Origin of the sequence: Lentzea sp. NPDC051208, from assembly GCF_040682435.1 — a bacterium.
GTDB lineage: Bacteria > Actinomycetota > Actinomycetes > Mycobacteriales > Pseudonocardiaceae > Lentzea > Lentzea kristufekii.
In genome coordinates this window covers 270,787-293,722 of record NZ_JBFBAW010000002.1, presented here as the reverse complement: position 1 = coordinate 293,722, position 22,936 = coordinate 270,787, and the positions used below count along the sequence as shown (strand labels likewise).

The following is a 22,936-nucleotide window of genomic DNA, read 5'->3' as shown; positions in this document are numbered from 1 at the left end:
CAGCGGTGCCCGTGCCCCCTCCGCGACTCTGACCGCGTTTCAGCACCCCACAGGTGAGAAGATGCCGAAACCGACGGCCGTGACCTCCGGAGGGCTTGGCGTCCGCCTGCTGGCTCCACTCCGGGAACGACGCTTCGCGCTGTACCTCGTCGGCCAGCTGCTCTCCCATATCGGCGACGGCATCTACCTCATCACGCTGCCGTTCGTCATGCTCCACCAGGGTGGCGGTCCCGCGAACCTAGGCGTGGTGCTGGCCTGCTACGGAACGGCCAGGCTGGCCTTCCTCCCGGTCGGCGGAGCGCTCGCCGACCGCGTGGGCGCCCGGCCGGTGATGCTCGCGGCGGACGCGCTCCGTGCCCTCGTCGTGCTCGGTTTCGTCGTGCTCGCCACCAACGCTCAGATTCCCCTATGGGCCATGATCACGGTTGCGGTTCCGTTCGGCGCCCTCGGCGGGATCTTCATGCCGGCGTCGTTCGCCGTACTACCGCAGATCGTGCGTCCCGAGTCGCTCGCCGCGGGCAACTCCCTGATCCGGATCATGCAGAGCACGTCGAGGATCGCCGGGCCCGCGCTGGGTGGAATGCTCGTCGCGTCGCTCAAGAGCGGCGTGGGCCTGCTGATCGACGCGATCACCTTCCTGGTGTCCAGCCTGACCCTGATGGCGATCCGACCGTCCAGGCCGGCGGTCGAACCAGCCGATGACACGGCGGCGCGGCACGCCGACGACAACGTCCAGGACAGCGACCGGCTGCGGACCTGGCGATCGGTGCTGAGGTACGCCGTCAGTTCGCCCCTGGTGAGGATGACCCTGCTGACCACGCTCGTGTTCAACCTCGCCGCTGTCGGCTTGATCGAGGTCGCACTGCCGATCTTCGCCCAGGGCTCGCTGGGCCGAGGAGCCCTGGGGTTCGGGGTCATGATGGCCGGCCTCGGTGCCGGCTCGGTCATCGGAGCACTGCTGGGCCCGGCACTCCTTCGGCTGCGCCGCCGCGGGCTGATCGCGCTCTGCCTCGGCATCGCCGAGGGACTCGCTCTGACGGGTGTCCCGGTGGGCTCTTCACTGGTGGTGGCGACCGCGGCGATGTTCACCGCCGCGTCCTTGCAGGCCACGGTGAACGTCTTCTACATGACGATGCTCCAGCAGACAGTGCCTGCCCGAGCGCTGGGCAGAGTCATGAGCCTGCTGGCCACGTGCGCCGGTCTCGCCTACCCGGCCTCCGCGTTGCTCGCCGGGACCGCACTGAGCACGGTCGACCCGGAGGTCGTGATCGCCGTCGCCGGACTGGGCGTGTCCGCGGCCTTCTCGGTCGGGTTCTTCAGCCGGCCGTACCGGAACCTCTGATCCGAGATCGGCCCCCGGCGCGATCCTGGCGGCCGACACTCAGCGCTCAGGTCGCCGACGAATTCACGGTGAGCTGCGCCCACATCCTTGGGCGATACAGGTTCTAATTAGGGGCGATCGAACCGCTGAGGTTCTACAGCCCCAACGGGTGCGCGGAGAGCCAGTCGGCGTGCCGCTCGCGCACTTGATCGCGTTCGGCGCTCGTGGTGAGGATGACGTCGGCGCCACCGTCGTACGGGTGGTAGACCCGTTGCAGACCGGCATCGGTGATCAGCACTCCCGCGGTGGCGTCGTCGGCGACGGCGCGCAGCAGCGTGTCGATGCGGCCGCGCTCCCACGGGATCCGGCTGACGTACACGTGCGTGTAAATCGGATCGTCCGGATCCGGATCTGTGAGGATCGAGGTCCAGTGATGGGCCCCGGGGTGCCACTGCGTGCGTTCGTGCGGGCGTTCGGGTGGCACAGCGGTGTCAGACCAGTCCGATGTGGCGACGTAGACGTCAAGGCCCGCGAACAGTTCGTCGAGGACCGTGTTGTAGCGGTCCAGCACGATCGCCCACTCGTCCTCGGTGTCCGGGTAGCGCTTGGACTCCGGCAGGCTGTGGAAACGCACCCACCGATCCCGCTCACAGCGCAGTTCGTGGCCGATGGGCGGGCAGTTCGGCCAGCGTTCCTCCCATCGGCGCAGCAGTTCTTCGTCGGGCATTGGGACAAGCTATCCCGTCGACCGTCGCCTGCTCATCAGGTTTTACGCACCTGAGCTAAGCCATCGCGTACTCGTCGTGGTGTGCGATGTGGGTTCCGCGTCGATGCCGATCGCGCGCATTCGCTCGAGTGGTGCGACGACAGCTCCGCGGAAGGCCTCGCAGTGGGTGAGAGATCCCACCACGTTGGCGGCCAGACGGGTGCCCCGTCGGCGCGCCCTTCAGGATCTTCGCTTCTCCGTGCCCCAGGACGGCGAGCGCGACTCGTGCGCAGTGCATGACCGAAATGTATTCCTTCTGCCGCTCAGGACTGCATTCTTGATCTGCGCCAGTTCTGTCGGATGGCAGAACAAATCGGCCGGATCCTCGTACAATTCCGCCGCCGACACCTCCGGGGGAGTGATGGTGGAGAGGAGATAGGGCTGGGCCGCGACCGCGGAAGAACTTGGCTCGAGGATCACGAGTTCGGCGTCGCGCATGTTCAGGCCTGAGTGAACGTTTCGTGAACCGAAAGCCACCGATCGTTGCGCAATGCCGCAGTGGCGATGCGGATTCTCGGTTCGCCCACGCCTTGGTGGGTTTCCGTCCACCGCACCAGCTTCAGGTCTCCGGACTCCGCCAGGAGGGTCACCTCGGTGATGTCGATGACCAGGCCGGGCATCGATCCGCCGACACCGTCGAGTAGATCTTCCAACTGGCTGAGGTCCCGCCGGGCGCCCTCGACATCGACGAGCGTGAAATCCGGGTCGTGCGCTGCCTTGAAACGACGGAGCGCGTCCTCGCCGGAATCGTTCAGCCAGGATTGCAGGGCTCGATGGTGTTCCACCGCGAGGACGGTTTCGGGCGATCGGTGTTTCGACACGACGCCACGCTAGCAGCTGTAGCAGGTGTGTTTCCACGTCCTTCTCAATGGTCCCTCAAATATCTAAATTGTCCGCGGGAGGGCCACGTTTATCTGACGAAATTGCCCATTCTTAGATCGAGGGACCACTGGTTCCCCCGCGTAGCTCGGATCTGCCAGTTGCCCGCACCGGGCGGCCCCTCGGCCTGACTGGCGACAGGTCAGCTCCTGGCGTCGTAGGCCTCACGTGCCGCGAGCACCTGCTCGATGTGCTCCTCCGCCCAGCGGTTCAACGCTCGCAGCGGAGTGCGCAAGGTGCGCCCCAACGGGGTCAGTTCGTACTCAACCCTGGGCGGTACCTCGGCGTACACGTGGCGGCTGACGAGTCCGTCGCGTTCCAGGTCCCGCAGCGTGTCCGTGAGCACCTTGCCGCTGATACCGTCCACAGTGGAGCGTAGGTCGGAGAACCTGAGCTTGCCGTCGCCCAGCGCGGAGACGATCATCGCGGTCCACTTGTTCGCGATTCGGGCCAGCGAGGTCCGTGACGGGCAGGTCGCCGTGAGCACGTTGAACGCGGGGTGCTGTGGCACGGCCGCCCCCTTCTCGGTTGCGTTCGGATAGCAAGTTACCGCAATGAACTATAGGTTCGTAGAGCGAATTCCAGCAAGGTGCGGAGTAGGGGCGTCCATGCTCACCGCAGCGGCTGGTCGCTGCAACGCAACCGACGAGCGGATGGGGCCCATGTCGCAGAACTCCGAGTGGACCGCGTCCGCGGCGATCTGGTCGACGCGCACCTCGTTGGCGCGCTTGGACAACAAGTGGTCGGCGCTGGTGGTGATCGCGCTCGGCCGCGGCAGCGGCCTGCGGTTCGGTGACCTGCGGACGCTGGTCGAGGGCGTCAGCGCGAAGGTGCTCACCGAGACGTTGCGCGACCTGGAACGCGACGGACTCGTCGCCCGCCACGCGTACGCCGAGGTGCCGCCCCGGGTCGTGTACGAACTGACCGAGCTCGGCTGCACGCTGCACGCGCCGATGCGGGAGCTGGGCGACTGGGCGGAGCGGTACGCCGAAGAGGTGCTCGCGGCACGCGAGGCGTTCGACGCCACCCGCTGACCTGTGGCGTGCGTCACAAGGGAGCCTCAGTTACGTTGAGGTAACTGGACACCAATGGTGACTATCGGGCCATAGCAACGAACTCCTGAAAGGAACTTCGATGACTGAGCCCACCGGACCGCTGGCTGTTGCGACCAGGTACTTCGAGGCGTTGGCCGCCAAGGACTTCCCCACGGTTGCCAGCCTGTTCGCCGAGGACGTCGTGTGGCACCAGCCGGGTGCCCACCGGTTCTCCGGCACGCACCGCGGCAGCGCCGCGGTCGGTCAGCTGATCGGCGGCATGATGACCGCCAGCGAAGGGACGTTCGAGCTCTCGGTGATCGGGCCACTGATGGTCAACGGCGCGGTGGTCGCGGTGCCGATCCACTTCAGCGGGAAGCGTGAGGACGCGACGATGGGCCAGGACGGCGTCGACCTGCTGCGCGTCGAGGGCGACCGGATCGCCGAAGTGTGGCTGTTCTCCACCGACCCCGAGTCCGAGGACGCCTTCTGGGGCGCTGCCTGAGTTGTGCGGAGATGCCGGTCGACGATGGAAGCCTGTCGGCCGGCATGAGTCCTTCTCCGTTGGAGGCGGACGCTGCCCGGGCAGACCTCGCCCGCCACGTGTGCGGCCGCTGCTGTGCCGCGGTGTTCGGCACACGGGAGGTGCTGGGATGAGTGATCTGCCGACCTCCGTGCTCGCCCCGCCCGGACGGCCGCACGCGTTGTCGGGTGTCGAACATCGGAGTCGGCAAGACCCGGCTAGCGCCGCGGGCGAGGCGCGGCAGGCGTTCCCGGCGGGGTTGTCCGATCGGCACGATCCGGTCGCGCGTCGCGAGAGGACCTGGTCGGCGGCCTCGGCCGGGAGGACCCGTGGCAGCACGGTGACGCGTCCCGTCGTCGCGTCGAGCACCCTTGAACCGGTCAGTCGGAGCGGTGCGTCGGCCGGCGACGCTCCCAGGCCGACAGGATGTGTTGTGCCATCGACTGTTCTGCGCCGGCCTCGTCCCTGTTCCTGATGCACTCGAAGACGGCGCGGTGTTCGTCGTTGGTGACCCTGCACTCGGTCGACGTCGGAGCACCGGAGTAGCGGTAGCTCTTGCGCGCCTCGGCGTGGACGGTGCGCACGATCGACCTCGACAGCCGGTTGGCGGAGGCCCGCATGATGCGGTCGTGGAAGGCGACATCGGTCTCGAGGAAACTTCCCTGCTCCTCCACCTGGCTGTCGAGCAACGCGAGGAGAGCGGCTATCTCGGCGATGTCGGTGGCGCTCGCGTTACGGGCCGCCTGAGCGGCCATGGGTGCCTCGAGGCGGGCACGCACATCGACCAGTTGATCGAGCAACGTCAGCTGGGAGTCGTGCCGCACGACCGCCGCGAGCACGATCGGGTCGAGCAGCGTCCACCCGTCCTGCTCGGTCACCGTGGTCCCCGAGCCCTGGCGGGCGAGGACGAGCCCCTTCTCCTCCAGGCTCTTGACGGCCTCGCGCACGGTGATCCGGCTGACGCCGAAGATCTCGCACAGGGTGGGCTCCGGCGGCAGCTGCGACCCTGCCGGGAACTGTCCGGAGACGATCTGGTCGGTGAGGGCTTCGATCACCGCAAGGGCGAGCCTGGCCGGCCGCCGTGGAAGAGAGGGCAGCTGGCCGGGTGGGCCGGTGTTCTTCCCTCGTGCCCTGGTCATGGGCACACACTACCGGTAACCAGCACTTGCTAATCATCATACGACTGTTGACATGAAGTCGTATGACGACTTACGGTTCCGGCACTTGCGACGGCCCGGCATCGATCCCGCCGACACGGTGATCTTCGTCGTCTCACAGCGTGCGCTCGTCTTGATGATGCGCGCGCCGCACCAGGCACTTCACGGAAGACGGTGAAGTTGCGCATGTTGGCGTCGAGCAGCGTTCGTTCGACGGCGGGCCACACGGCTGAGTGCGGGCGCAGGTACTCCTCGCGTCGTTCCGGGCGCAGCCGGATCACCATGCCGTAGCGCTGTGGACTGTCCATTGTGGTTTCCTGTGACATGTCTAGGCGGTGACGTTGGCGCTTTGCGTGCCCACCTCAGCCACGTGCAGGCGGTGCCCTGCCCGTTCCGGCCGTATGTGCGCGCCGCCGGAAGCCGGGTGGGGGAGCAGATGCGCCGCGGCGGCGATCGCCTCTTCGTCGATGCGCACGCCCAGGCCGGGGCTGTCCCCGAGCACGAACGCACCGTTCTCCACGTGCAGATCGGGGCGGACGCCCACTGGCGGCCGGAGGTCCTGCAGTTCGCTGACCAGGTGGTTGGGGATCGACGTGGCGGCGTGCAGCAGGCCGACCGGTGTGGTGCCGATGGGGCTGACGGGCAGGTCGTGCGCGTGCGCGAGGGTGGCGACGCGCAGGAAGTGGGTGATGCCCCAGACCGCGGCCGTCTGCACGATGTCGACTGCTCCGGCCGTGATGAGCGGCCTGTGCTGTTCGAGCCCGGTGAGGTTCTCGCCCGAGGCGACCGAGGCACGCACGCCGCGGCCGACCGCCGCGTGCCCTTCCGCGTCCCAGCGCCGGACCGGTTCCTCGATCCACGTCAGGTCGAGGGTGCGTTCGAGCTCGCTCACGTACCGGACCGCCTGCTTGCGCGTCCAGGTCTCGTTGACGTCGAGCATCAGGCTCGGCCGCGTTCCCCGGCAGGCCTTGCCGAGGACGTCGCGCACGAGGCCGAGCCGGTAGCCGTCGTGCTCGACGTCGAGGCCGCCCTTGATCTTCGCCGCGCGCAGCCCGAGGTCGGCGTAGGCCTGGTACACCGCGACGAACTCGCTGTCGTCCAGGGCGATGTCCAGTCCTGAGGCGTAGGCGGGCACGAGGCGGTCGCGTCCGCCGAGCAGCCGCCACAGGGGTTCTCCCGCCGCCTGGGCCTTGATGTCCCACAGCGCGGTGTCGAGGGCGCCGATGGTGCCGAACACCGCGCCGGCGTGGCCCGGCTTGAACGTGCGGCGCAGCATCCGGTCGTAGAGGGCGGTGATGGAACGCGGGTCCTCGCCCTCGATGGCGGCGAAGATGTTCTCGATCTCCATGTGAGGGCCGAGCCCGACGCCGGTGATGCCCTCGTCGGTCTCCACGACGACGAGCGGAACCCGGACGAGGCCGTCGGCGTAGACGCCGTTGGCGTCGCCGACCGGCCGACCCCAGTCCTGGACCGTCGTGAGAGTCCGGTATCCAGTGATGCGCATGTCAGCCCTTCGTGGACCCGGCGGTGACACCGTCGGCGATCTGGCGTTGCAGGAACAGGTAGACGACCAGGACGGGGACCGCGGCGATCAGCACACCCGAGGCGAACGTGGGGATGTCGTCGGAGTACTGGCCGCGCAACGAAGTGACGCCCACCATGAGCGTGCGGTGCTCCGCGGACGGCATCATCAGCAACGACATGAGCACGTCGTTCCAGCAGAACAACGCGTTGAGCACGCCGACCGACAACAGCGCGGGCGCGCCGATCGGGAGCATGATCCGCCAGTAGACCCCGTACACCGAGTTCCCGTCGATGCGCGCGGCTTCGATGATCTCCGGAGGCACGGTCGAGTAGTAGCTCGTCAGCAGGAAGATCGTGAACGGCAGGAACTGCGCCACGTACGCGAGGACCAGCCCGGGATAGGTGTCGACGAGACCGGTGCCGGCCATGACCCGGGCCAGCGGCACCATGATCACCTGGAACGGGACGAACAACGCGGCGAGGATCGCCAGGAACAACGTGGACGAACCGCGGAAGCGCAGCCGGGCGAGCGCGAAGCCCGCCATCGACCCGAGGAACAGCAGCAGCGCGACCGAGCACGCCACGACGACCACCGAGTTCAGGAAGTACCGCGACATCCCGACACTCGTCCACGCCTTGACGACGTTGTCGAGGCTCAGGGAATCGGCCAGGGAGAACCGGTCGAGGACGTACTCGCGCCGGGTCTTCATGGCCACGTTGATGGTGAACACCAGGGGGTAGATCGTGGCCAGCGCGAGGGCGGCCATGGGGATCGCGACGACCCATCTGGTCTGCCGGGTGCCGGACATCAGTCCTCCTTGCCCGTGCGTCGCAGGACGGCGATCTGGGCCAGTCCCACCACAAGCATGATCAGGAACAGCATCGTGGACGCCGCGGAGGCGAGCGCCGGTCGGTTCATCTGTCCCTGCTGGATCCAGACGTAGTACTCGGGCAGGTAGGTCGACCCCTCCGGCCCGCCGCTGGTCATCACGTACACGAGGCCGAACATCGACGTCAGCATGCCGATCATCGTGGTGACGAACACGAACTGGATGGTGCGCGTCAGGCTGGGAACGATGACGTGCCAGATGGTCTGCGGCAGCGACGCTCCGTCCACTTCGGCCGCGTCCAGCAACGAGGAGTCGAGCGTGGCGAACCCGGCCAGGAAAACGACCAGCGCCATGCCGAACGTCGCCCAGACGTGCACCCCGACGACCGCGAAGATCGCCACGTCGGGATCGCCGAGCCAGTCGACCGGCCCGATGCCCAAGCCGCCGAGCAGCACGTTGAGCGGACCGTCGAAGGCCAGCAGCAGTGTGAAGATCGCGCCGACGATCACGGGGGAGAGCACGGCCGGGAAGAAGTAGACGCCGCGGTACACGCGGTGTCCCGGCACCTTCAGGTAGATGAAGGTCGCGAGCAGGCCGGGGATCGCCACCGCGACCGGGAGCAGCAGGACCAGCAGGCCGACGTTGCGCAACGCGGTGCGGAAGAGCGGATCGCCGAGCAGGGTCAGGTAGTTGTCGAAGCCGACCACCAGGCCGTTGCGGTCGCCGTCACCGGTGAAGGAGAAGTTGATGCCGAGCACCAGCGGCCACAGGCGCAGGCCGACGAGGATCAGTACCGCCGGTGCCAGGAAGACCAGTGGTGCCAGGCGCTCCGCTCGTGAGCCCCTCCGGTTGCGCCGCGCCGCAGCGGTGGCAGGCCGGGGCGCCGGCGGACTGCCGACGGACCCCTCGGTGGACCCGGCCCGGTCCACCGAGGACAGAGAGTGTGCGGACACCCGTGTCAGCCCGTCTTGTCGGAGGCGGCCAGTTGCTGCAGCACCTCGTCCACCGTGATCGAGCCGCTGAGCAACTGCTGGGAGAGGCGTCCCATGAGGTCGATCGTCTTGGACGACAGCGCGACGTGCAGGGCGGGCTTGCCGTTCTTGACCTCGGACACGATCGTCTTGACGGCCGGACCTCCGGCGGCGGTGTCGATCGTGGTGTCGGACGCGATCGCGCCGCCGTTGTCGTAGAACGCCTTGAGCGCGTCGGTCGAGGTCAAGGAACGCACCAGGTCCGAGGCCACCTTCGGATCCTTCGTCCACTTGGCGATCGCGTAGCCGATGCCGCCGTCGAAGGGCAGGCTCGGATTCGCCGCCGAGTTGACCGAGGGTGCCACCACGACACCGACCTTCTCCGGGGTGAGGAACTCGGCGAAGTCCTTCCAGTGCCCCACGTCCGACATCAGGCCGATGACGTTGGCCGCCTTGCCGGAGTTGAAGGCCGCGAACGCGTCGTTGAACATCGGGGTGGAGTTGGCGCCGTCGGTGTTCAGACCTGAGTCCCCGGCCTGCTTCCACAGTTCGAAGATCCGCTTGACGTCCGGTGAGGACCAGTTCCGCTTGCCGGTGATCCAGTCGTCGTACTCCTGCGGGGTCAGCACCGCCGATCCCGTGGCGGACAGGAAGAACTGGATGCCGATGCCCTCCTTGTTGCCCAGCGCGAAGCACTTCGCGCCGGTCTTCTGGGAGATGACGCCGCAGTCCTTGACGAAGCCGTCCCAGGTCTTGGCGGGAGCGTCGAGGCCGGCCTTCTGGTAGAGGTCCTTGTTGTAGTAGATCGGATGCCCCTGCAGGGTCACCGGCGCCGCGTAGACCTTGCCGCCCTTGGTGAACGCGTCCCAGCCGGCCAGCCGCTTCCTGTCGTCCGCGACGTGGTCGTCCAGCGGCGCGAGCGCGTCGGCCCGGTCGCGGATCTGCCCGCCACCGTTGAACATGATGACGTCAGGCCCTTTGCCGGACTGGATGGCCGCGCCGAGCAACGTGTAGTACTGGTCGAACGGCTGAGCCACGAACTCGACCTTCACGCCGGGATGCTTCTTGGCGAAGTCGGCCCTGGCCTTCTCCACGTAGGCGGCCGCTTTCGCGTCACCGGACTTCCAGTCCCAGACCACGAGCTCGTCCGTGGAACCGCCGGACGAGGTGCCCGGCCCGGCCGCGCTCCCGCAACCCGCTGTCAGCGTCAGTCCCACCACCAGGGCGGCGGACCAGAGTGTGCGCTGCTTCATTGCTGCTCACTTCTAGAGACGGTGGCCGGGCAGGCGAGCGGCCCGACGAAGTGTGCTGAACATAAGTCGTATGACGTATAACGTCAATGTCTCAGTACACTCGCCGCACGCTCCACCGCGTCGGCAGGGGCGCAACCGGAGGAACGATGACGGCATCAGGCCAGCGACCGGCGAGCGGGCTCGCCGCCCCGGCATGGGTGCGCCGACCGGCGAACCTGGCCAGGGCGATCACCGCCGAGCTCGTCGGGCGGATCGTGCGCGGCGATCATCCTTCCGGCACGTCGCTACCGCCCGAACCGGTGTTGTGCGAGATCTTCTCGGTGAGCAGGACCGTCATCCGCGAAGCGGTGAAAGTCCTCCAGGAGAAGGGTTTGGTGCAGGTCCGTCAGGGCGCGGGCACCCTGGTGACGCCGTCGTCGACGTGGAACGTGCTCGACGAACTCGTCCTCGGGGCCGTCGTCGCCGAAGACGGAACGCTGGGCGTCCTCGACGACCTGGTGGCGACCCGCCGGCTGCTCGAGTCGGACATGGTCCTGATCACCGCGCGCACCGCGGACCAGACCACCATCGACGAGCTGCACGCTCTCGTGGAGCTGATGGACCAGCTGGTGGACGACCCCATCGCCTATCGCGAGCAGGACAGGATCTTCCACGACACGATCATGCGGACGTCCGGCAACCGGATCGCCAGGGGAGTCGTGCGCGCGCTGGAGAGCCAGGTCGTCAACACCGCCAGCTACATGGGCAGAACGGATCGCGAGCTCTGCGTGGCCTCGAACCGGGGACACCGTCGCATCTACGAGCGGATCGCGGCGCAGGACCCGGACGGTGCCGCCGAGGCCATGTTCGCCCACATCACCGAGGCCTGGTTGGTGCGTCGCAGCGACGCGGGAGACCCGCACCGCCTGGAACGGTAGTCCGCTCGCGCCGGCAGCGCGTTTCTGCACGCGGACAAAGCACCTCTGCGAGATCGAGCCCTGCGGCTCGCCGTCCTCTGACCCGGATCGGTGCGCCGCGCCGATGTGTGGCAACACCAGAACAACCGCTGGTGCACTTGATTGGCACAAGAGACCGGACGAGCCGGGCAGCACAATTGACTTCCCGACTCGTCCGACCGCATAGAAAAATTACCCGTCGCACTGTTCAGGTCAACGGGATCAGATGATCAGGACCCAGTCGCTGTGGGTGTGGGTCATGGGCGAATAAATCATGCCGGTGGCGAGGGCGGCGCGACTGAAGCCGCGCTGCCACTTTCAGACCCGAACCCGGAGTGCGCGGACGAGTTTTCCGGACGTGCTCGCCATCTTGGTAGTTGCAGTCAGATCTGGATGCAGTTGGCGTCGGAGCCTTGCCGTCCCAGGTTGTCCGGCTGCACACGAAGGAACCCCTCGCCTGGTTCTTCTCCGCGGTGAACAGCGCCCCCTGCGTGCCCGTGTGGCAGCCCTGGTGGGTGAACGTCTGCTCCCAGTGCCCCGAGGCATTGGACCGACCCCAGACGTCCAGCTTGCTCCGGCAGATGTCCGCCGGGTAGATGATCGGGGGCATGACATGGGTAGCCGACAGCCACACCTCGACCTTGTCGACCCAGGTGTTGTTGCCGTAGATGTACATGCAGGCCTCGTTGGTGGTCCCCGGTCCAGGGGCCAGGATGCGCCTCTTGGCATCGGCGGCGGCTTGCCCGGCGGGCAAGAGAGCCATTAGAACATCAGGATGTTGACCCATGATCAAGGTCAGGGCGGCCATAGTGCGGTGCGTCTCGGTGTGCTGGTTCGGCCCCAGCTGTCCGGTCAGGACGATCCCTCGCCGGAACCGTTCGCCCCCAACGGGTCGACGACCCTGCGGCATCTTTCGCCGCTGGGCGAAAGCTGATGTGTGGCAACAGGTTCACGACGTACTGCGTGACCTGGTCCGCCTCCACGCCGGACGGGATCCACTACCCACCGCCGCGATCGTGGCCCACACAGTGCGCGGCGCCGACACCGTTCCCACCGCGAGCCTCGGTTACGACGCGGGTAAGAAGACCGAGAGCCGCCACGACGCCAAGTTCCGGCGTAGTGTGCCCGTGCCTCTCGGTCACCTGTGAGCTACCGGGGGCCTCACCGGCGTTGTCGACGCCGCCGAACCAGGATGACCGCCCCGGCCGCGAGCCCGGCCAGCACAACGCCGCCCAGCACCACCAGTGTCACCTCGGCGGTGGACGGGCCTCGGACGTACCGCGTCTGGACCACCACCGCCCGGTACGTCTCGTCCCCGGCCGCCTGGGTGAGGTGGATGTCGTCGGTGACCTCCTCCGGGTCGACCCGCGCGTCGTAGCGGGTCAGGAACCGGCGCTCGGTCACCAGCTTCGCCAGCTCCGGATGCTCGTCGAGTTCGTCGGGCGTCAGCCAGCCGGCGAAGGTCAGGTCGGGCTCGCTGTCGCCGGGGGTGGGGTCGGTGACGTCCATCCTGTGGTCGGCGAGCACGTACAGCCGCAGCGGTTGGCTGCGCTTGGCGGCGGCCGACAACCGCATCGGGTAGACCGGCTCGTCGGTGGCGAAGCTGATCCGCATCGGCGGCAACCCGTCGTCGAAGGTCTCCTCCGCCGCCTCCGGCCGCAGGTGCACCGCGATGACCAGCCAGCCCTCGGCCAGGTACGGGCCGAGGTGCGTGGCGAGGTCAGGGGGCAGGACGAAGTCCTTGGCGGTGAGCCAGTCGCTGACCGCGCGGTCGTCGGTGCCGGTCAGCTGGGCCAGTTCGTAGGGCCCGACCTCGACGTGGTCGACGACCGTGACCTCGCCGCCCGGTGCCTCGACACCACCGGCTCCGTTGCCGTCGATCTTTTTCTCGCGGTACTCGACCCTGGGCCGGCTCACTTCGTCCAATTCGGTGAACAACGCAGCGTCGGCGATGGCGAACTCGGCGCGGCTCGGCACCGGCATGAGGAACGCCACCGAGTCCGACGTGGTGTCGGCGGTGATGTTCACCGTGACGTGCTCGGTCGGGCCGTCCAGCTCGACCAGCGCGGTCTCCCGCACCGGCGTCAAATCGTCGGCGATCGCCGCTCCGCACGCACAGGCGTTCGCCACGCCCGGCCCGACCAACACCGCCCCGAGCAGGGTGAGCACGGTGAGCAGCCAGCGTGCCAGCACGAAAAGTCGCATGGTTGCTCAGAGTGCACCAATACGCTTGCGGTTCACGCCGTGACCAACCCGTTGTGACAGTCAGGCGGCGAGGTCGAGTGCGTCGGGGAGGTGGGCGCGCACGTTGTCCCTGGCGACCCTCATCGCGCATCGTGACCCGACGCCGATCCGGGGTTCGGAACTCTCGCTACGTGGCCAGCGGTCAGCCGCGCACGTGTAGCCCGAAACCCGTGCGACCCGCGGGCTCCAGTCCCTCCTTGAGCTGCAGCGAGGGGATCTCGTAGTCACCGAAGTTCTGCCGCCGGAATGCGATCGGCTCGGTCGACTCGAGGGTGAGCAGGCGCTGCTCCCAGGCCTTGGCGACGTCCGCGTAGTCCTCGCCGGTCATCCGGTCGGCTCCGTACAGCACGAACGGCGGCAGCGCCTCGATGCCGGGGTAGTAGAGGATGCCGTGGTGGATCGGGAACAGCAGATCGTCGATGGGGCCGTTGATCCCGCGAGCGGCGTAATGCGACTCCGGACCACCGGCGGTCACCGACAGCAGAGCCTTCCTGCCCGCGAGGGTGCCCTCGCCGAAGCGCTCGCCGTAGCTGGTGTCGCTGTGCTCGCCGACGCCGTACGCGAAGTGGTAGGTGAACACCCGGTCGACCCAGCCTTTCAGGATCGCGGGCATCGTGTACCACCACAGCGGGAACTGGAAGATGATCGTGTCGGCCCACAGCAGCTTCTGCTGCTCGGCGAGGACGTCCGGGGTGAGCGTCCCCGCGTCGAACGCCCGGCCGGAGTCCAGGGCGACCTTCAGCGGACTTGAGGCATCGGGACCGTAGTCCGCGGCGTCCACGACCGCCTTCCAGTTCATCGCGTACAGATCGCTCACCCGCACCTCGTGCCCGGCGATCTCCAATGTGGACACCGCGAGATCCTTCAGCGAGCCGTTGAGCGACTTCGGCTCCGGATGGGCGTAGACGATCAGCGTCTTCATGGGAACTCCTTCGGATCGGGTGCCCTCGATCCTGGGTGCCGCGCCGCCCGGCGTTCAGGGGCGCTTCTTCCATCGGACGGGACTTCCTGGTACCGGCAGGACCACCTTCACCGGCACCACCGAGGCCATACTGAGGGTGTGGACGATCTTGCGGGCTTCCTGCGAACCAGGCGTTCCCGGGTCGACCCGGCGGCCGTCGGCATTCCCACCGACAGGCACCGCCGCGTCGAAGGGCTACGCCGCGAAGAGGTCGCACATCTGTCCGGAGTCAGCGTCGACTACTACGTACGCCTGGAGCAGGGCCGCGCGACCCAGCCCTCCGAACAGGTCCTCGATGCTCTCGCCCGCGTCCTCGGCCTCGACGAGACCGAACGCGGGCACCTCTACCGGCTCTCCCGGCAGCGGCGCCGCAGAGCGAAGGCGCCGGGCGGGCGGGTCCGGCCGGAGCTGCTGCGCGTCCTCGACCTGGTCACCGACGCACCCGCGCTGATCATGGATCACCGCCTGGACGTGCTCGCCGGGAACCGTCTCGCCGGACTCCTCTACGGCCGGCCGATACCTGGCCTGAACACCGCCAGGCACATCTTCCTCGAGGAGGCCGAGCGCGGCCTCTACGCGGACTGGGAGAACTGCACCCTCGACGTGGTCGGACACCTGCGCCTGGCCGCGGGCAAGTATCCGGAGGACCCCCGCCTGGCCTCGCTCATCGGCGAGCTGGCGATGGGCAGCGAGCGCTTCCGCCGCCTCTGGGCCCGCGCGGACGTGCGCGCCAGGGCACATGGACGCAAGGCGTATCGGCACCCGCTGGCCGGACTGCTGGAACTGCACCAGGAGAACTTCGCGCTACCGGACGAGTCAGGCATGGAGCTGCTGGTGCTGTCCGCGGCCCCCGGCAGCCCCGCCGAGGACGCGCTGCACCTGCTCGCGAGCCTGGGCGCGCACAGCGGCGACGTTCACTCCACAATGGACGATCGGAAGGCATCACGCGGCCTCGGACCTGTCCCTCGCTCTGCAACATCTGTGGACCCGACTGAAGATCGGTTATGAACTCGCCGAGGCCGTCAGCCGACTCAGCGACCTCACCGCCCAGGCTTCCGAGTGCTGACGTTCCCTCAAAGTGACCACGAGCTGCGCCACGGAACCAGACTTTGTACGTGCCGAGAAGTACGTCCGTGCAGTTAAGTAGGCATCGAGGTGTCGCCGGTCTTCGTCCGGCATGATCGCGGCCGTGCTCGGTACTGACCGGTGTTCGGATGCCCCGCATGAACTCCATCATCGAACGCTGGGTCAAGACACTCCGCGCCGAACTGCTGGACCGCACGCTGATCTGGAACCAGACCCACCGATCACTCGCCGCCGCAGCACCCTTGAGAGCCCGTCGCCAGCCTCTCGTACCCCGACGAGATCGAACGCCTCGCCATAGATCGACAGGACCGTCTCGGCGGAGTCATCCACGAGTACCGTCATGCCGCTCAACCTGCGCGGATGCAGTTTTCAGCACGCACATGCTGGTCTGACGTGGAACGACGCCGGTTTAGCACTACTTTTTGCACCGAGGCCCCGGTTATATGGGCGATACTGGGATCGAACCAGTGACCTCTTCGGTGTGAACTATGGCGATGAGATCGCGCTGACCTGCAGAAACGCGACTTCTGCGGGCTGGCGTGGTTCCGTTCAGGTTCGTTGAGGACCGTTCTGACGCAAGAGGAAGAGTCGACCTGGGGACTTCAGCCGTCTTCCTCTTCCTTCTCGTCGAGTATCTCGGTCCCGTTCCACACGAAGCGGGCGGTGGTCACGGCCTCTTCTCCGTCGCCACCCGTGATCAGCTGGTGGATCGCGATGCCGTCCAGTTCACGGTAGGTGCACCACTCGTGGTCGGAGGTGAGCACGAGGTCCAGGTCCAGTGCGGACAGCAACTCGAAGACCTGGCCGCGGTTGACCGTGTCGACGCCGACGAAGACCTCGTCCAGCAGGATGACCCGCGGTGCGCGGGCGACTGCCTGATAGTGGGCTGCCACGGCGGCGAACAGGGGTAGGTGCAGCGCGATCGCCTTCTCACCTCCGGACAGCGCTCCGTGAAGTTTCTTGGTCAACGGCTGCCAGCCCGTGCCGTTCATGCGGTCGAGTTTCACCACGAACCGGTGCCAGGCGGTGTAGTCGAACACCTGACCCAGTTGCTGTTCCCAGCCTGCGGCGGACTCATCGGCCTTGGCCTGCTCGACGCGCTCGCGGAAGAATCGGTGCAGCGACTCGCGATCGGCCTCGCTCAACCGCACCGGATCCTTGAGCAGGAGGTCGCGTGCCGCCTTCGTGCCGGCCGGCAGGTCCGGCGAGACTTCCCACACCAGCCGCACCGCCACCTTGGACGCCGTGCGCACGCGTTCCAACCGGGCGTTCATGCCGTCGACCAGCTCGTGCGCCTGCCGAATTCGGGCGGCGAGGTGACGGCGGGTGTCGCCGGTGAGGGTTCGGTCGAACAGTTCGCGTTCTTGTGCGGTGATGTCCTCCCGGCTGCGCTCGGCGTCGGATCGGAGCCGGTCGAACAGCGCCGACGCACCGATGCGCATCCCGTCCACCATTGCGGAGAAGACCTGGACGTCCTCGTCCGAGTCGAGTTCGAGGTCGGCGCGACCGCCGAGCACCTCGCGGGACGCGTGCACCTCCTCGGCCAGCCGGTGTGCGGCATCGCCGATGTTCTTCGGTGAGTGGGGGAGCGTCGGCCACGAGGCCGCGACCGTCCTCGCCGCGTCGAGAGTCGCCCTGACACCGGTGGACGTCGTGAGTGCCTCGGTGAACGCGGCAAGGTCGGGCAAGCCGCTGTCCGCGGGGAAGCTGCCGTTCGCCAGGTGGCGGAAGCGAGCTGCCGCCTGGTCGCGAACGCCGATGGCGCTGTCGCGAACCTCCGCGTCGGTGGCGCGCCGGGTGGTCAGCTCGCCCAGCCGCTCGGCCAGGCCGTTGATCTCCTTGCGTGTCCTGCTCGCTCGCTGCTTGAGGCCGTCGAGCTCGACCCGCAGCGCACTGAGCTCGTCGAGCACGCTCCGGTAGTCGACGCCGATCGTGCCCTCGACGGCGTCCAGCTCACTGTCGAGTCTGCTGGCGACGGCTTCGGCTTCATCTGCCTCGTCCTCTCGCTGCTCGGCGGCGAGCCGGGAGCGCTGTGCCTGCTCGGCGGTTCGGTCGGCTTCGCGACGCGTCGCGACCAGGCTGGCGTGCTCGTCGATCCACGCGTCAGCGGCGGCGCGGAAGGCGTTCACGGCATCCGCAACGGCGTTGAGCGCCTTTCGCTCCGTGGGCAGGCCGTGTTCGGCCGCGGCCGCAGTCAGCTCGCGCAGGGCGCGGTCCACGCGCTGCTCGCGCTTCGACAGCGTTTCCAGCGAGCGCCGGACCACACCGTCGGCCGTGGAGACCGCCGCCTCCGCCCTGGTGAGTGCTTCCAGGGCCGCGTCCGCGTCGGCGTGGCTGGGCCGCGCGTCACGGTCCGCTTGGACGGCCGACCTGCGTGACGCAAGCCAACGGAGCGCGGCGGTGTGCGCCTCGATCAGCTCCTCCGACGTGGTGATCCGCTCGCGCAGTTCGGCCAACCGGCGCTCCCTGGCACGCTGCCGGGCGAGCGCGCCGATGTGCGCGGCCTCGTCCTTCTGCCACGTGCCGCGCAGGGTGCCCAGGCGCCAGCCGCCATCGGCGCCGATCGCCGCAGGGTGCCCCTCTGGTGGGTGGTCCCCGTAGGCCACCTCGCCCAGCAGGCGGGTGACGACGTCGGTGGCCACGGGCGTGTCCGACTCGGGCACGAGGACTTCGGCGAGCGACCGGCCCGCCGCCGCGGGTACGGAGCCGGGCACGGCGAACGTGTCGTGCCCGGTGATCGCGCCGTCGTGGCCGACCCAGGCGTCCAACAGGCCTGACGCGTGGAGTGCGGCCTCCACCGACGCACGGACGTCTTCGGGCACCGCGTCGGCGAAGCGGACCAGCCGCCACAGCGGCGCGCCGTTCATCGTCGCGCGGTCGGTGGTGCGGGTGTGTGGCGGCAGGGGAGGCAGGTCCTGTTCGGCCAGTAGCCGGCGGACCTCCTCGCGCAGTGCGCCACGTTCACGTTCGGCGTCGTCCCGCGCCGTTTCGACCAGGGTCTCCTCCCTGGTGACGGCGTCCAGCACGCGGCTCGCGACGGCGTCGACCTGGGTCAGCAAAGCGGTCTCCGACGCGGCGTGGCCAGCCAGCGCGCCGGGCTCGGGGAAGGTGAGCTCGCGGCAGCCCTCCGCCCAGGTCACGATGGCGGCTTGCAGCGCCGTGAGCGCGACGTCCCGGCGGTCGCTCAGCTCTGCGCGCCGTTCGGCGGCCTCAGCGAGTGCTTCCCTGGCCTCGTCGAGTGCCTGCTCCGCCTCCTCCCTGCCTGCGACGGCGACCCCGTGCTCGCTCAACGCGGCCCGCACGGCTTCCACCTGTTCGCCCCGTGCCTGCACCGCGGCGCGCAGCAAGGCCCGCGACCGCGAGGGATCGGCGAGGGTTCGGGTGATCTCCGTGTGGACGGAACCCAGCCCGACGCGGCCGGCGTCGGCCGAGGCGACTTCGGCCAGCGCCGCTGTGGTTCCGGCCCGTGTCTCCGCGTGTCTGGCGGCGGTGTCCGCAGCCTCCACATCGGCCTGGGCGGCCTCGCGATGGCGGGTCGCGTCGGCGCGCCTCGTCGTGGCGGCCGCACGCGCCTGGCGGACCTGGGTTCGCAGCCGGTCGAGCTGTTCACCCTTGCGGTACGCCTCACTGCCGATCAGGCCTTGGACACGGCCGTCGGTTTCGATGATCCGCCGTTCCAGCTGATCCTCGAGCTCTTCGGCTTCTTCCTTGCGCCGCGCCGCACGTTCGTGCTCCTCGGCCGAGAGTTTCGCGGCCTCCGCCAGGTTCCCGAGCTCGGTCGTCGCGGAAATCAGCTTCGCCGCGGCGGCGCGCAGCACTCGCTGGGCGTACGCGCGTTGCCTTGCACTGAGGCGCTGCGCTGCTTCCACTTCCGCGTCCATGCGGTTGAGCTGTTCACGTTGCCGGTCCAGGCGTTCGAAGCCTTCGGCCAGATCGCTGATCTCCGCCTCGCCGAGCGGCGGCAGAGCCTTGGACAGCAGCGTGGACAGCAGCACGGGGTCGAGCCGCTGCGAGAGCTTGGGCGTGCGGAGCTGGAGCAGGGCTGTGATGAGTGCGTCGTAGCGCTGTTCGCTCAAACCGGGGAACAGGGTCGAGCGCACGGTGGCGCGATAGTCCGCGGCGTTCTGGTGGAGGACCCCCTGCTCGCCGAGCGCGGTTTCCAGCGCCTTGGTGGTGAGGGGTGCGCCGTGCTGGTCGGTGAGCGAGAGGCCATTCGGTACGCCGATGCGGAGGTCGGTGGTGAAGTAGTCCGGGTGCACGGTGGTGGTGTGCTTGGTCGCGGCCAGCCGTGCGCCGCAGGAGAACCACCTGTCCGGCGAGCCACTCGCACCGGGGAAGCGGAACTCGAGCCACACGTAGCCGACCCTGGTGGTACCGGAGGCGCCGTCTCCCATCAGGTTCCAGTGCATGGTGCGCTCGGACGTGCCGAACGTGGAGAGCCGGTTGGCGCGCAGGTTCGCGTCGAACAAGAATGGCAGGAGCAGTTCCAGCGCCTTCGACTTGCCGGTGCCGTTGGGACCGCGTAGCAGCAACCGTCCTTTGTGGAACGTGAAGACCTCGTCGTAGTAGCGCCACACGTTCAGGATCCCGGCGCGTTCCGGTGTCCACCTGGCCACCGCCCCGCGCTCCGTGCTTGAGACGGCAATGGCGCTCGGCAGTTCGGTCACCGTCATGGCTCGTCCTCGACGTCGTCGGCGCTGGTTCGGGTCACCGCGTAGCGGGCGGCTGCGGGACGGGCTCGCACGACTCCACCGCTGACCCGGACGAGACCGAACGCGACCAGCACGTCCAGTGCGTCGGTGACCAGTCGGCCGGAACCGTTCTCGCCGCGATAACCCTTGGCCCACTTCGAAAATCGGCTCAGCAGCGCGTCGGCCTCGCCGCGCAGTTGTTCAACGGCGACCGGTCCGGGCGCGGACGCGATCCCGTCCAGGAGCAGCAGGGCGGCGACCTTGGCGTTGCTCGAGTCGTCCGGGAACCGGCTGTCGGTGGCCAGACCGTCCGGATCGACCAGCATGAAACCCTCGGCACGTTCCTCCACCAGGAAGCCCGCCTGGTCCGCGGCCCGGCGCAGGAGCTGGCCACCGGTCGGAGATTCCAGGTAGGCGAGTTCCGCGGGCGTCAGCTCGTCGCGGTGCACGACCGGATCCTCGACCAGCCTGCGGAACACCGAGTGCCGCAGCCGCAGGTTGCGCCGCACGTCGGACACCTCGTCGTCGGTGTCGCCGTAACGCCGTTCGCGGGACAGCCTGGTCAGCAGCTCCGGAAAGCGCAACGGGATCTCGTCGGCGGGCACCGCCACCTGCGAGGCGCCGACCGGGGCCGCCGGCAGGCGCATGAGCAGCGTGGCATCCACCCGGTAGAGAACCTTCGCCGCGGCGGAGTCCACGTACGCGTCGGTGGCGCCGTCCACCACCTCGACCGCGCCGAACGATTCCAGCAGGCGCAGCGCGTCGACGAACGCCATCCGCTCGGCACGACTGGACGTGTCGAACCGCGGCACGGCCGGGTCCGCAGCACAGGCCTGTGCGACGCGGTCCGCCAACAGCCCGATGGTGGTGACCGGAATCGCCAGCAGTTCGGCGGCCACCACGCACATCAGCGTGTACCGGCGGCGGTCGAACGGGGCACGTCCAGCACGGTGCCGTCGTGCCGGACGGGTGGGATCGGTGGCGAGCCCGACCTTGGCCAGCCGCGCGTATCCCAGGCGTGGCTCGACCACGAGCGACCACCCGCAGTAGTAGTCGAACCACTTCTCGACCGGGTCCCGCCGCCTGCGCACGAGGTCGAAGGTCTCCGGTGCGGTCCTGGCGCTGATCAGCGGTGCCGCGAGGAGCAGGCGGATCGCCCGCGCGACCTCGTCGCGCTCGGCGATGACCAGTTGGTTCGCCAGGTTGCTCATCCGGCCTCAGCTTCCCGGGGCCGTGTCGTGCGGCCACCCGGTGTGCGGATCTCGACGTCGTAGTCCGGGCTGATGAACACCCCGCGCGGGCTCTCGATCACGGCGTGCTCCCGGTGCTCCCGCGGTGGAGTCAGTAAAATCTCCACCCGTCCGTCGCCTGTGGTGGCACGGTGAACCCCGTGCTGGTCCGGTGCTGTGGCCAAGGCTCGCCCGAGCAACTCCAGCAGTCGTTCGAGCACCTCGTGCTCCAGTTGCTCGAAACGGGAGAGCCGGATGCCGCCGCCGGTGTCCAGCCGGTCCCAGGCGGCTTTCAGCGCGGCCCGCTCAGCGCGAGCCCGTTCGGCACGCACCGCCTTGACCTCCGCCACGTCGCGCACTCGCCCTGTGCGGCTGAACCGCTCCGTCCGGCCCGCACTGCGCAGGAGCGCGGACACCTCCACGGGCGGTGCCTCGGACCAGCCGGCGGACGAGCTGACCAGTTCGGGATCGGCGTGCGCGAGGTGGGCGTGCCGGGCCGAACCGAGGCCGAAAGCCGTGGCCCACAACAGGTGCAGGTCTTCCTCCGACGGCGCCGCGGCGAACCAGCGGGCCAGCTCGCGGAAGTCTGCCGCCGCACTGGTCGACCGGCGCCGGGACTCGGTGATCCGATCCAGGACCTGCAACAACGCGATGATCGCGCGTCGAGCGACCGCGAACAGCTGCTCGGCACGCGGTGTGCTGTCGTCCACCGGGAGGAACCACGCCCGCAACCCCTCCCACCTGGCCCGGCGCAGCTCAAGCCACGCCACGTCCGCGCCTTCGCTCTGGGTGGGCGGGAGCTCGGCGCCGAGCAACGCCCGGTGGTGCAGCAGAGGCAAGCCGTAGCCCTCGACCACGGCGATCCGATTGGCGATCGCGTGCGTGCGCTGCTCCAGGTTCGTGGTGAACTCCTGGAGGTAGGCCACGGTCGCCGCTTTGACCTCGCGGAAGGTGTCCTGGTCCGCGCCCTCGGTGCGCAGCAGGCGCTGGAGTTCGCCGTTGAACTGCTTTGTATTGCCCCGCAGGGCTTCCAGATGACCTTCGAGTTCGACCAGCGTGCTGAAGACCCGGCGATCCGGCGAGGCGGGATCACTGAGGTGCGCGGCCAGTTCAGCGAGCCGGTCCGCGATCGCGTCGAGCACGGCGGTCTGGAGTGCTCCGGTCGAGGCCAGCACGCCCATCGCGTGCACCACCCCGGCCAGTGCGGCCTCACCTCGTCTGGTCAGCGAGTACTGGATGTTGCGCCGCTCGTACTCGTCGGCGGTTCGATAGTTCTCGGCGTGGTTCTGGGTGACGTCGAGCAGCCCCCAGCCGCGCAGGCTGCCCAGAGCGTCGACGAGGTCCTGATCGTCGAGGGGGTCGAGCCAACCGACAGAGCGAAGTCTCGACCGCACGTCGTCCAGCCCGAGAGCGGTCTCAAGCCGTTCGTTGGCCTCGCCGAACGCGTGCAGGATCGCGACGTACAGCTCCGCCCGCTCGCCCGTGGTGAACCGGAACATCTCCGATGGCACGCGCATGGCAGCCAAGGCTTT

At 68.4% G+C, this 22,936-nt stretch carries 21 protein-coding genes; 6 read left to right on the top strand and 15 right to left on the bottom strand.

What is annotated here, in order from left to right; translation table 11 throughout:
* The first annotated feature begins 61 nt into the window (after positions 1–61).
* Positions 62–1,342, top strand: a complete 1,281-nt coding sequence (locus tag AB0M48_RS05725) for an MFS transporter (RefSeq protein WP_363836190.1) — start codon at positions 62–64, stop codon at positions 1,340–1,342.
* 133 nt (positions 1,343–1,475) lie between these two features.
* Here the strand turns inward: AB0M48_RS05725 and AB0M48_RS05720 are convergent, their stop codons facing one another.
* The 3 genes from AB0M48_RS05720 to AB0M48_RS05710 form a co-directional block, all read right to left on the bottom strand.
* Complete coding sequence (locus AB0M48_RS05720) at positions 1,476–2,048, bottom strand: hypothetical protein (protein WP_363836189.1); 573 nt, start codon at positions 2,046–2,048, stop codon at positions 1,476–1,478.
* A 479-nt stretch (positions 2,049–2,527) separates the two neighbouring features.
* The gene (locus AB0M48_RS05715; protein ID WP_363836187.1) at positions 2,528–2,908 is read right to left on the bottom strand and encodes a hypothetical protein; all 381 of its coding nucleotides are present in this window, start codon (positions 2,906–2,908) and stop codon (positions 2,528–2,530) included.
* Positions 2,909–3,108: 200 nt separating this feature from the next.
* Complete coding sequence (locus AB0M48_RS05710; RefSeq protein WP_363836186.1) at positions 3,109–3,477, bottom strand: helix-turn-helix domain-containing protein; 369 nt, start codon at positions 3,475–3,477, stop codon at positions 3,109–3,111.
* A gap of 151 nt (positions 3,478–3,628) precedes the next feature.
* Between AB0M48_RS05710 and AB0M48_RS05705 the strand changes: the two genes are divergently transcribed.
* Both AB0M48_RS05705 and AB0M48_RS05700 read left to right on the top strand, forming a co-directional pair.
* Entirely contained in the window at positions 3,629–4,000 is a 372-nt protein-coding gene (locus AB0M48_RS05705; RefSeq protein WP_363836184.1) for a helix-turn-helix domain-containing protein, read from the top strand.
* 100 nt (positions 4,001–4,100) lie between these two features.
* Positions 4,101–4,505, top strand: coding sequence for a nuclear transport factor 2 family protein (locus AB0M48_RS05700; RefSeq protein ID WP_363836183.1), 405 nt, complete (start codon positions 4,101–4,103; stop codon positions 4,503–4,505).
* Positions 4,506–4,903: 398 nt separating this feature from the next.
* Here the strand turns inward: AB0M48_RS05700 and AB0M48_RS05695 are convergent, their stop codons facing one another.
* Genes AB0M48_RS05695 through AB0M48_RS05670 form a run of 6 tightly spaced genes read right to left on the bottom strand, consistent with a single transcriptional unit; the run spans position 4,904 to position 10,258 of the window.
* On the bottom strand, positions 4,904–5,662 hold the full coding sequence (locus AB0M48_RS05695) for an FCD domain-containing protein (RefSeq protein WP_363836182.1): 759 nt from the start codon (positions 5,660–5,662) through the stop codon (positions 4,904–4,906).
* 29 nt (positions 5,663–5,691) lie between these two features.
* Positions 5,692–5,964, bottom strand: a complete 273-nt coding sequence (locus AB0M48_RS05690) for an L-rhamnose mutarotase (protein WP_363836621.1) — start codon at positions 5,962–5,964, stop codon at positions 5,692–5,694.
* A gap of 44 nt (positions 5,965–6,008) precedes the next feature.
* Positions 6,009–7,184: a mandelate racemase/muconate lactonizing enzyme family protein gene (locus AB0M48_RS05685; protein WP_363836181.1), complete on the bottom strand. Its 1,176-nt coding sequence runs from the start codon at positions 7,182–7,184 to the stop codon at positions 6,009–6,011.
* A gap of 1 nt (position 7,185) precedes the next feature.
* Entirely contained in the window at positions 7,186–8,013 is an 828-nt protein-coding gene (locus tag AB0M48_RS05680; protein WP_363836180.1) for a carbohydrate ABC transporter permease, read from the bottom strand.
* A complete protein-coding gene (locus tag AB0M48_RS05675; protein ID WP_363836179.1) occupies positions 8,013–8,987 on the bottom strand; it encodes a sugar ABC transporter permease in 975 nt (324 codons plus the stop codon). The genes AB0M48_RS05680 and AB0M48_RS05675 overlap by 1 nt, the downstream gene beginning before the upstream one ends.
* Before the next feature lie 5 nt (positions 8,988–8,992).
* Positions 8,993–10,258 carry an extracellular solute-binding protein gene (locus AB0M48_RS05670; RefSeq protein ID WP_363836178.1) on the bottom strand — a complete coding sequence of 422 codons (1,266 nt, stop codon included), beginning with the start codon at positions 10,256–10,258 and terminating at the stop codon, positions 8,993–8,995.
* A gap of 146 nt (positions 10,259–10,404) precedes the next feature.
* On the opposite strand from AB0M48_RS05670, the gene AB0M48_RS05665 reads away from it, so the two are divergent.
* The gene (locus tag AB0M48_RS05665; protein ID WP_363836177.1) at positions 10,405–11,175 is read left to right on the top strand and encodes a FadR/GntR family transcriptional regulator; all 771 of its coding nucleotides are present in this window, start codon (positions 10,405–10,407) and stop codon (positions 11,173–11,175) included.
* A gap of 226 nt (positions 11,176–11,401) precedes the next feature.
* Here AB0M48_RS05665 and AB0M48_RS05660 read toward each other — a convergent pair whose 3' ends face one another.
* A complete protein-coding gene (locus AB0M48_RS05660; protein WP_363836176.1) occupies positions 11,402–11,869 on the bottom strand; it encodes a hypothetical protein in 468 nt (155 codons plus the stop codon).
* A gap of 340 nt (positions 11,870–12,209) precedes the next feature.
* Here AB0M48_RS05660 and AB0M48_RS05655 point away from each other — a divergent pair, with 340 nt between their 5' ends.
* On the top strand, positions 12,210–12,341 hold the full coding sequence (locus tag AB0M48_RS05655; protein ID WP_363836175.1) for a hypothetical protein: 132 nt from the start codon (positions 12,210–12,212) through the stop codon (positions 12,339–12,341).
* Positions 12,342–12,354: 13 nt separating this feature from the next.
* On the opposite strand, the gene AB0M48_RS05650 is transcribed toward AB0M48_RS05655, so the two are convergent.
* Together AB0M48_RS05650 and AB0M48_RS05645 are read right to left on the bottom strand one after the other, a co-directional pair.
* The gene (locus AB0M48_RS05650) at positions 12,355–13,398 is read right to left on the bottom strand and encodes a DUF2330 domain-containing protein (protein ID WP_363836173.1); all 1,044 of its coding nucleotides are present in this window, start codon (positions 13,396–13,398) and stop codon (positions 12,355–12,357) included.
* Between the two features lie 181 nt (positions 13,399–13,579).
* Entirely contained in the window at positions 13,580–14,359 is a 780-nt protein-coding gene (locus AB0M48_RS05645) for an NAD(P)H-dependent oxidoreductase (RefSeq protein ID WP_363836172.1), read from the bottom strand.
* A 138-nt stretch (positions 14,360–14,497) separates the two neighbouring features.
* Between AB0M48_RS05645 and AB0M48_RS05640 the strand changes: the two genes are divergently transcribed.
* Entirely contained in the window at positions 14,498–15,406 is a 909-nt protein-coding gene (locus AB0M48_RS05640; RefSeq protein ID WP_363836171.1) for a helix-turn-helix transcriptional regulator, read from the top strand.
* A 680-nt stretch (positions 15,407–16,086) separates the two neighbouring features.
* Here the strand turns inward: AB0M48_RS05640 and AB0M48_RS05635 are convergent.
* Genes AB0M48_RS05635 through AB0M48_RS05625 form a run of 3 tightly spaced genes read right to left on the bottom strand, consistent with a single transcriptional unit; the run spans position 16,087 to position 22,921 of the window.
* Positions 16,087–20,157, bottom strand: a complete 4,071-nt coding sequence (locus AB0M48_RS05635) for a TIGR02680 family protein (protein WP_363836170.1) — start codon at positions 20,155–20,157, stop codon at positions 16,087–16,089.
* The gene (locus AB0M48_RS05630) at positions 20,154–21,386 is read right to left on the bottom strand and encodes a TIGR02678 family protein (protein ID WP_363836169.1); all 1,233 of its coding nucleotides are present in this window, start codon (positions 21,384–21,386) and stop codon (positions 20,154–20,156) included. Before AB0M48_RS05630 ends, AB0M48_RS05635 begins: the two co-directional genes overlap by 4 nt.
* The gene (locus tag AB0M48_RS05625) at positions 21,383–22,921 is read right to left on the bottom strand and encodes a TIGR02677 family protein (protein WP_363836168.1); all 1,539 of its coding nucleotides are present in this window, start codon (positions 22,919–22,921) and stop codon (positions 21,383–21,385) included. Before AB0M48_RS05625 ends, AB0M48_RS05630 begins: the two co-directional genes overlap by 4 nt.
* Positions 22,922–22,936 lie beyond the last annotated feature (15 nt).

Coding starts and splice junctions, on each gene's coding strand:
- AB0M48_RS05725 (WP_363836190.1), top strand. CDS start 62: ATGCCGAAACCGACGGCCGTGACCTCCGGAGGGCTTGGCGTCCGCCTG.
- AB0M48_RS05690 (WP_363836621.1), bottom strand. CDS start 5,964: ATGGTGATCCGGCTGCGCCCGGAACGACGCGAGGAGTACCTGCGCCCG.
- AB0M48_RS05695 (WP_363836182.1), bottom strand. CDS start 5,662: ATGACCAGGGCACGAGGGAAGAACACCGGCCCACCCGGCCAGCTGCCC.
- AB0M48_RS05685 (WP_363836181.1), bottom strand. CDS start 7,184: ATGCGCATCACTGGATACCGGACTCTCACGACGGTCCAGGACTGGGGT.
- AB0M48_RS05700 (WP_363836183.1), top strand. CDS start 4,101: ATGACTGAGCCCACCGGACCGCTGGCTGTTGCGACCAGGTACTTCGAG.
- AB0M48_RS05665 (WP_363836177.1), top strand. CDS start 10,405: ATGACGGCATCAGGCCAGCGACCGGCGAGCGGGCTCGCCGCCCCGGCA.
- AB0M48_RS05680 (WP_363836180.1), bottom strand. CDS start 8,013: ATGTCCGGCACCCGGCAGACCAGATGGGTCGTCGCGATCCCCATGGCC.
- AB0M48_RS05645 (WP_363836172.1), bottom strand. CDS start 14,359: ATGAAGACGCTGATCGTCTACGCCCATCCGGAGCCGAAGTCGCTCAAC.
- AB0M48_RS05705 (WP_363836184.1), top strand. CDS start 3,629: ATGTCGCAGAACTCCGAGTGGACCGCGTCCGCGGCGATCTGGTCGACG.
- AB0M48_RS05720 (WP_363836189.1), bottom strand. CDS start 2,048: ATGCCCGACGAAGAACTGCTGCGCCGATGGGAGGAACGCTGGCCGAAC.
- AB0M48_RS05660 (WP_363836176.1), bottom strand. CDS start 11,869: ATGTACATCTACGGCAACAACACCTGGGTCGACAAGGTCGAGGTGTGG.
- AB0M48_RS05625 (WP_363836168.1), bottom strand. CDS start 22,921: ATGCGCGTGCCATCGGAGATGTTCCGGTTCACCACGGGCGAGCGGGCG.
- AB0M48_RS05650 (WP_363836173.1), bottom strand. CDS start 13,398: ATGCGACTTTTCGTGCTGGCACGCTGGCTGCTCACCGTGCTCACCCTG.
- AB0M48_RS05635 (WP_363836170.1), bottom strand. CDS start 20,157: ATGACGGTGACCGAACTGCCGAGCGCCATTGCCGTCTCAAGCACGGAG.
- AB0M48_RS05630 (WP_363836169.1), bottom strand. CDS start 21,386: ATGAGCAACCTGGCGAACCAACTGGTCATCGCCGAGCGCGACGAGGTC.
- AB0M48_RS05670 (WP_363836178.1), bottom strand. CDS start 10,258: ATGAAGCAGCGCACACTCTGGTCCGCCGCCCTGGTGGTGGGACTGACG.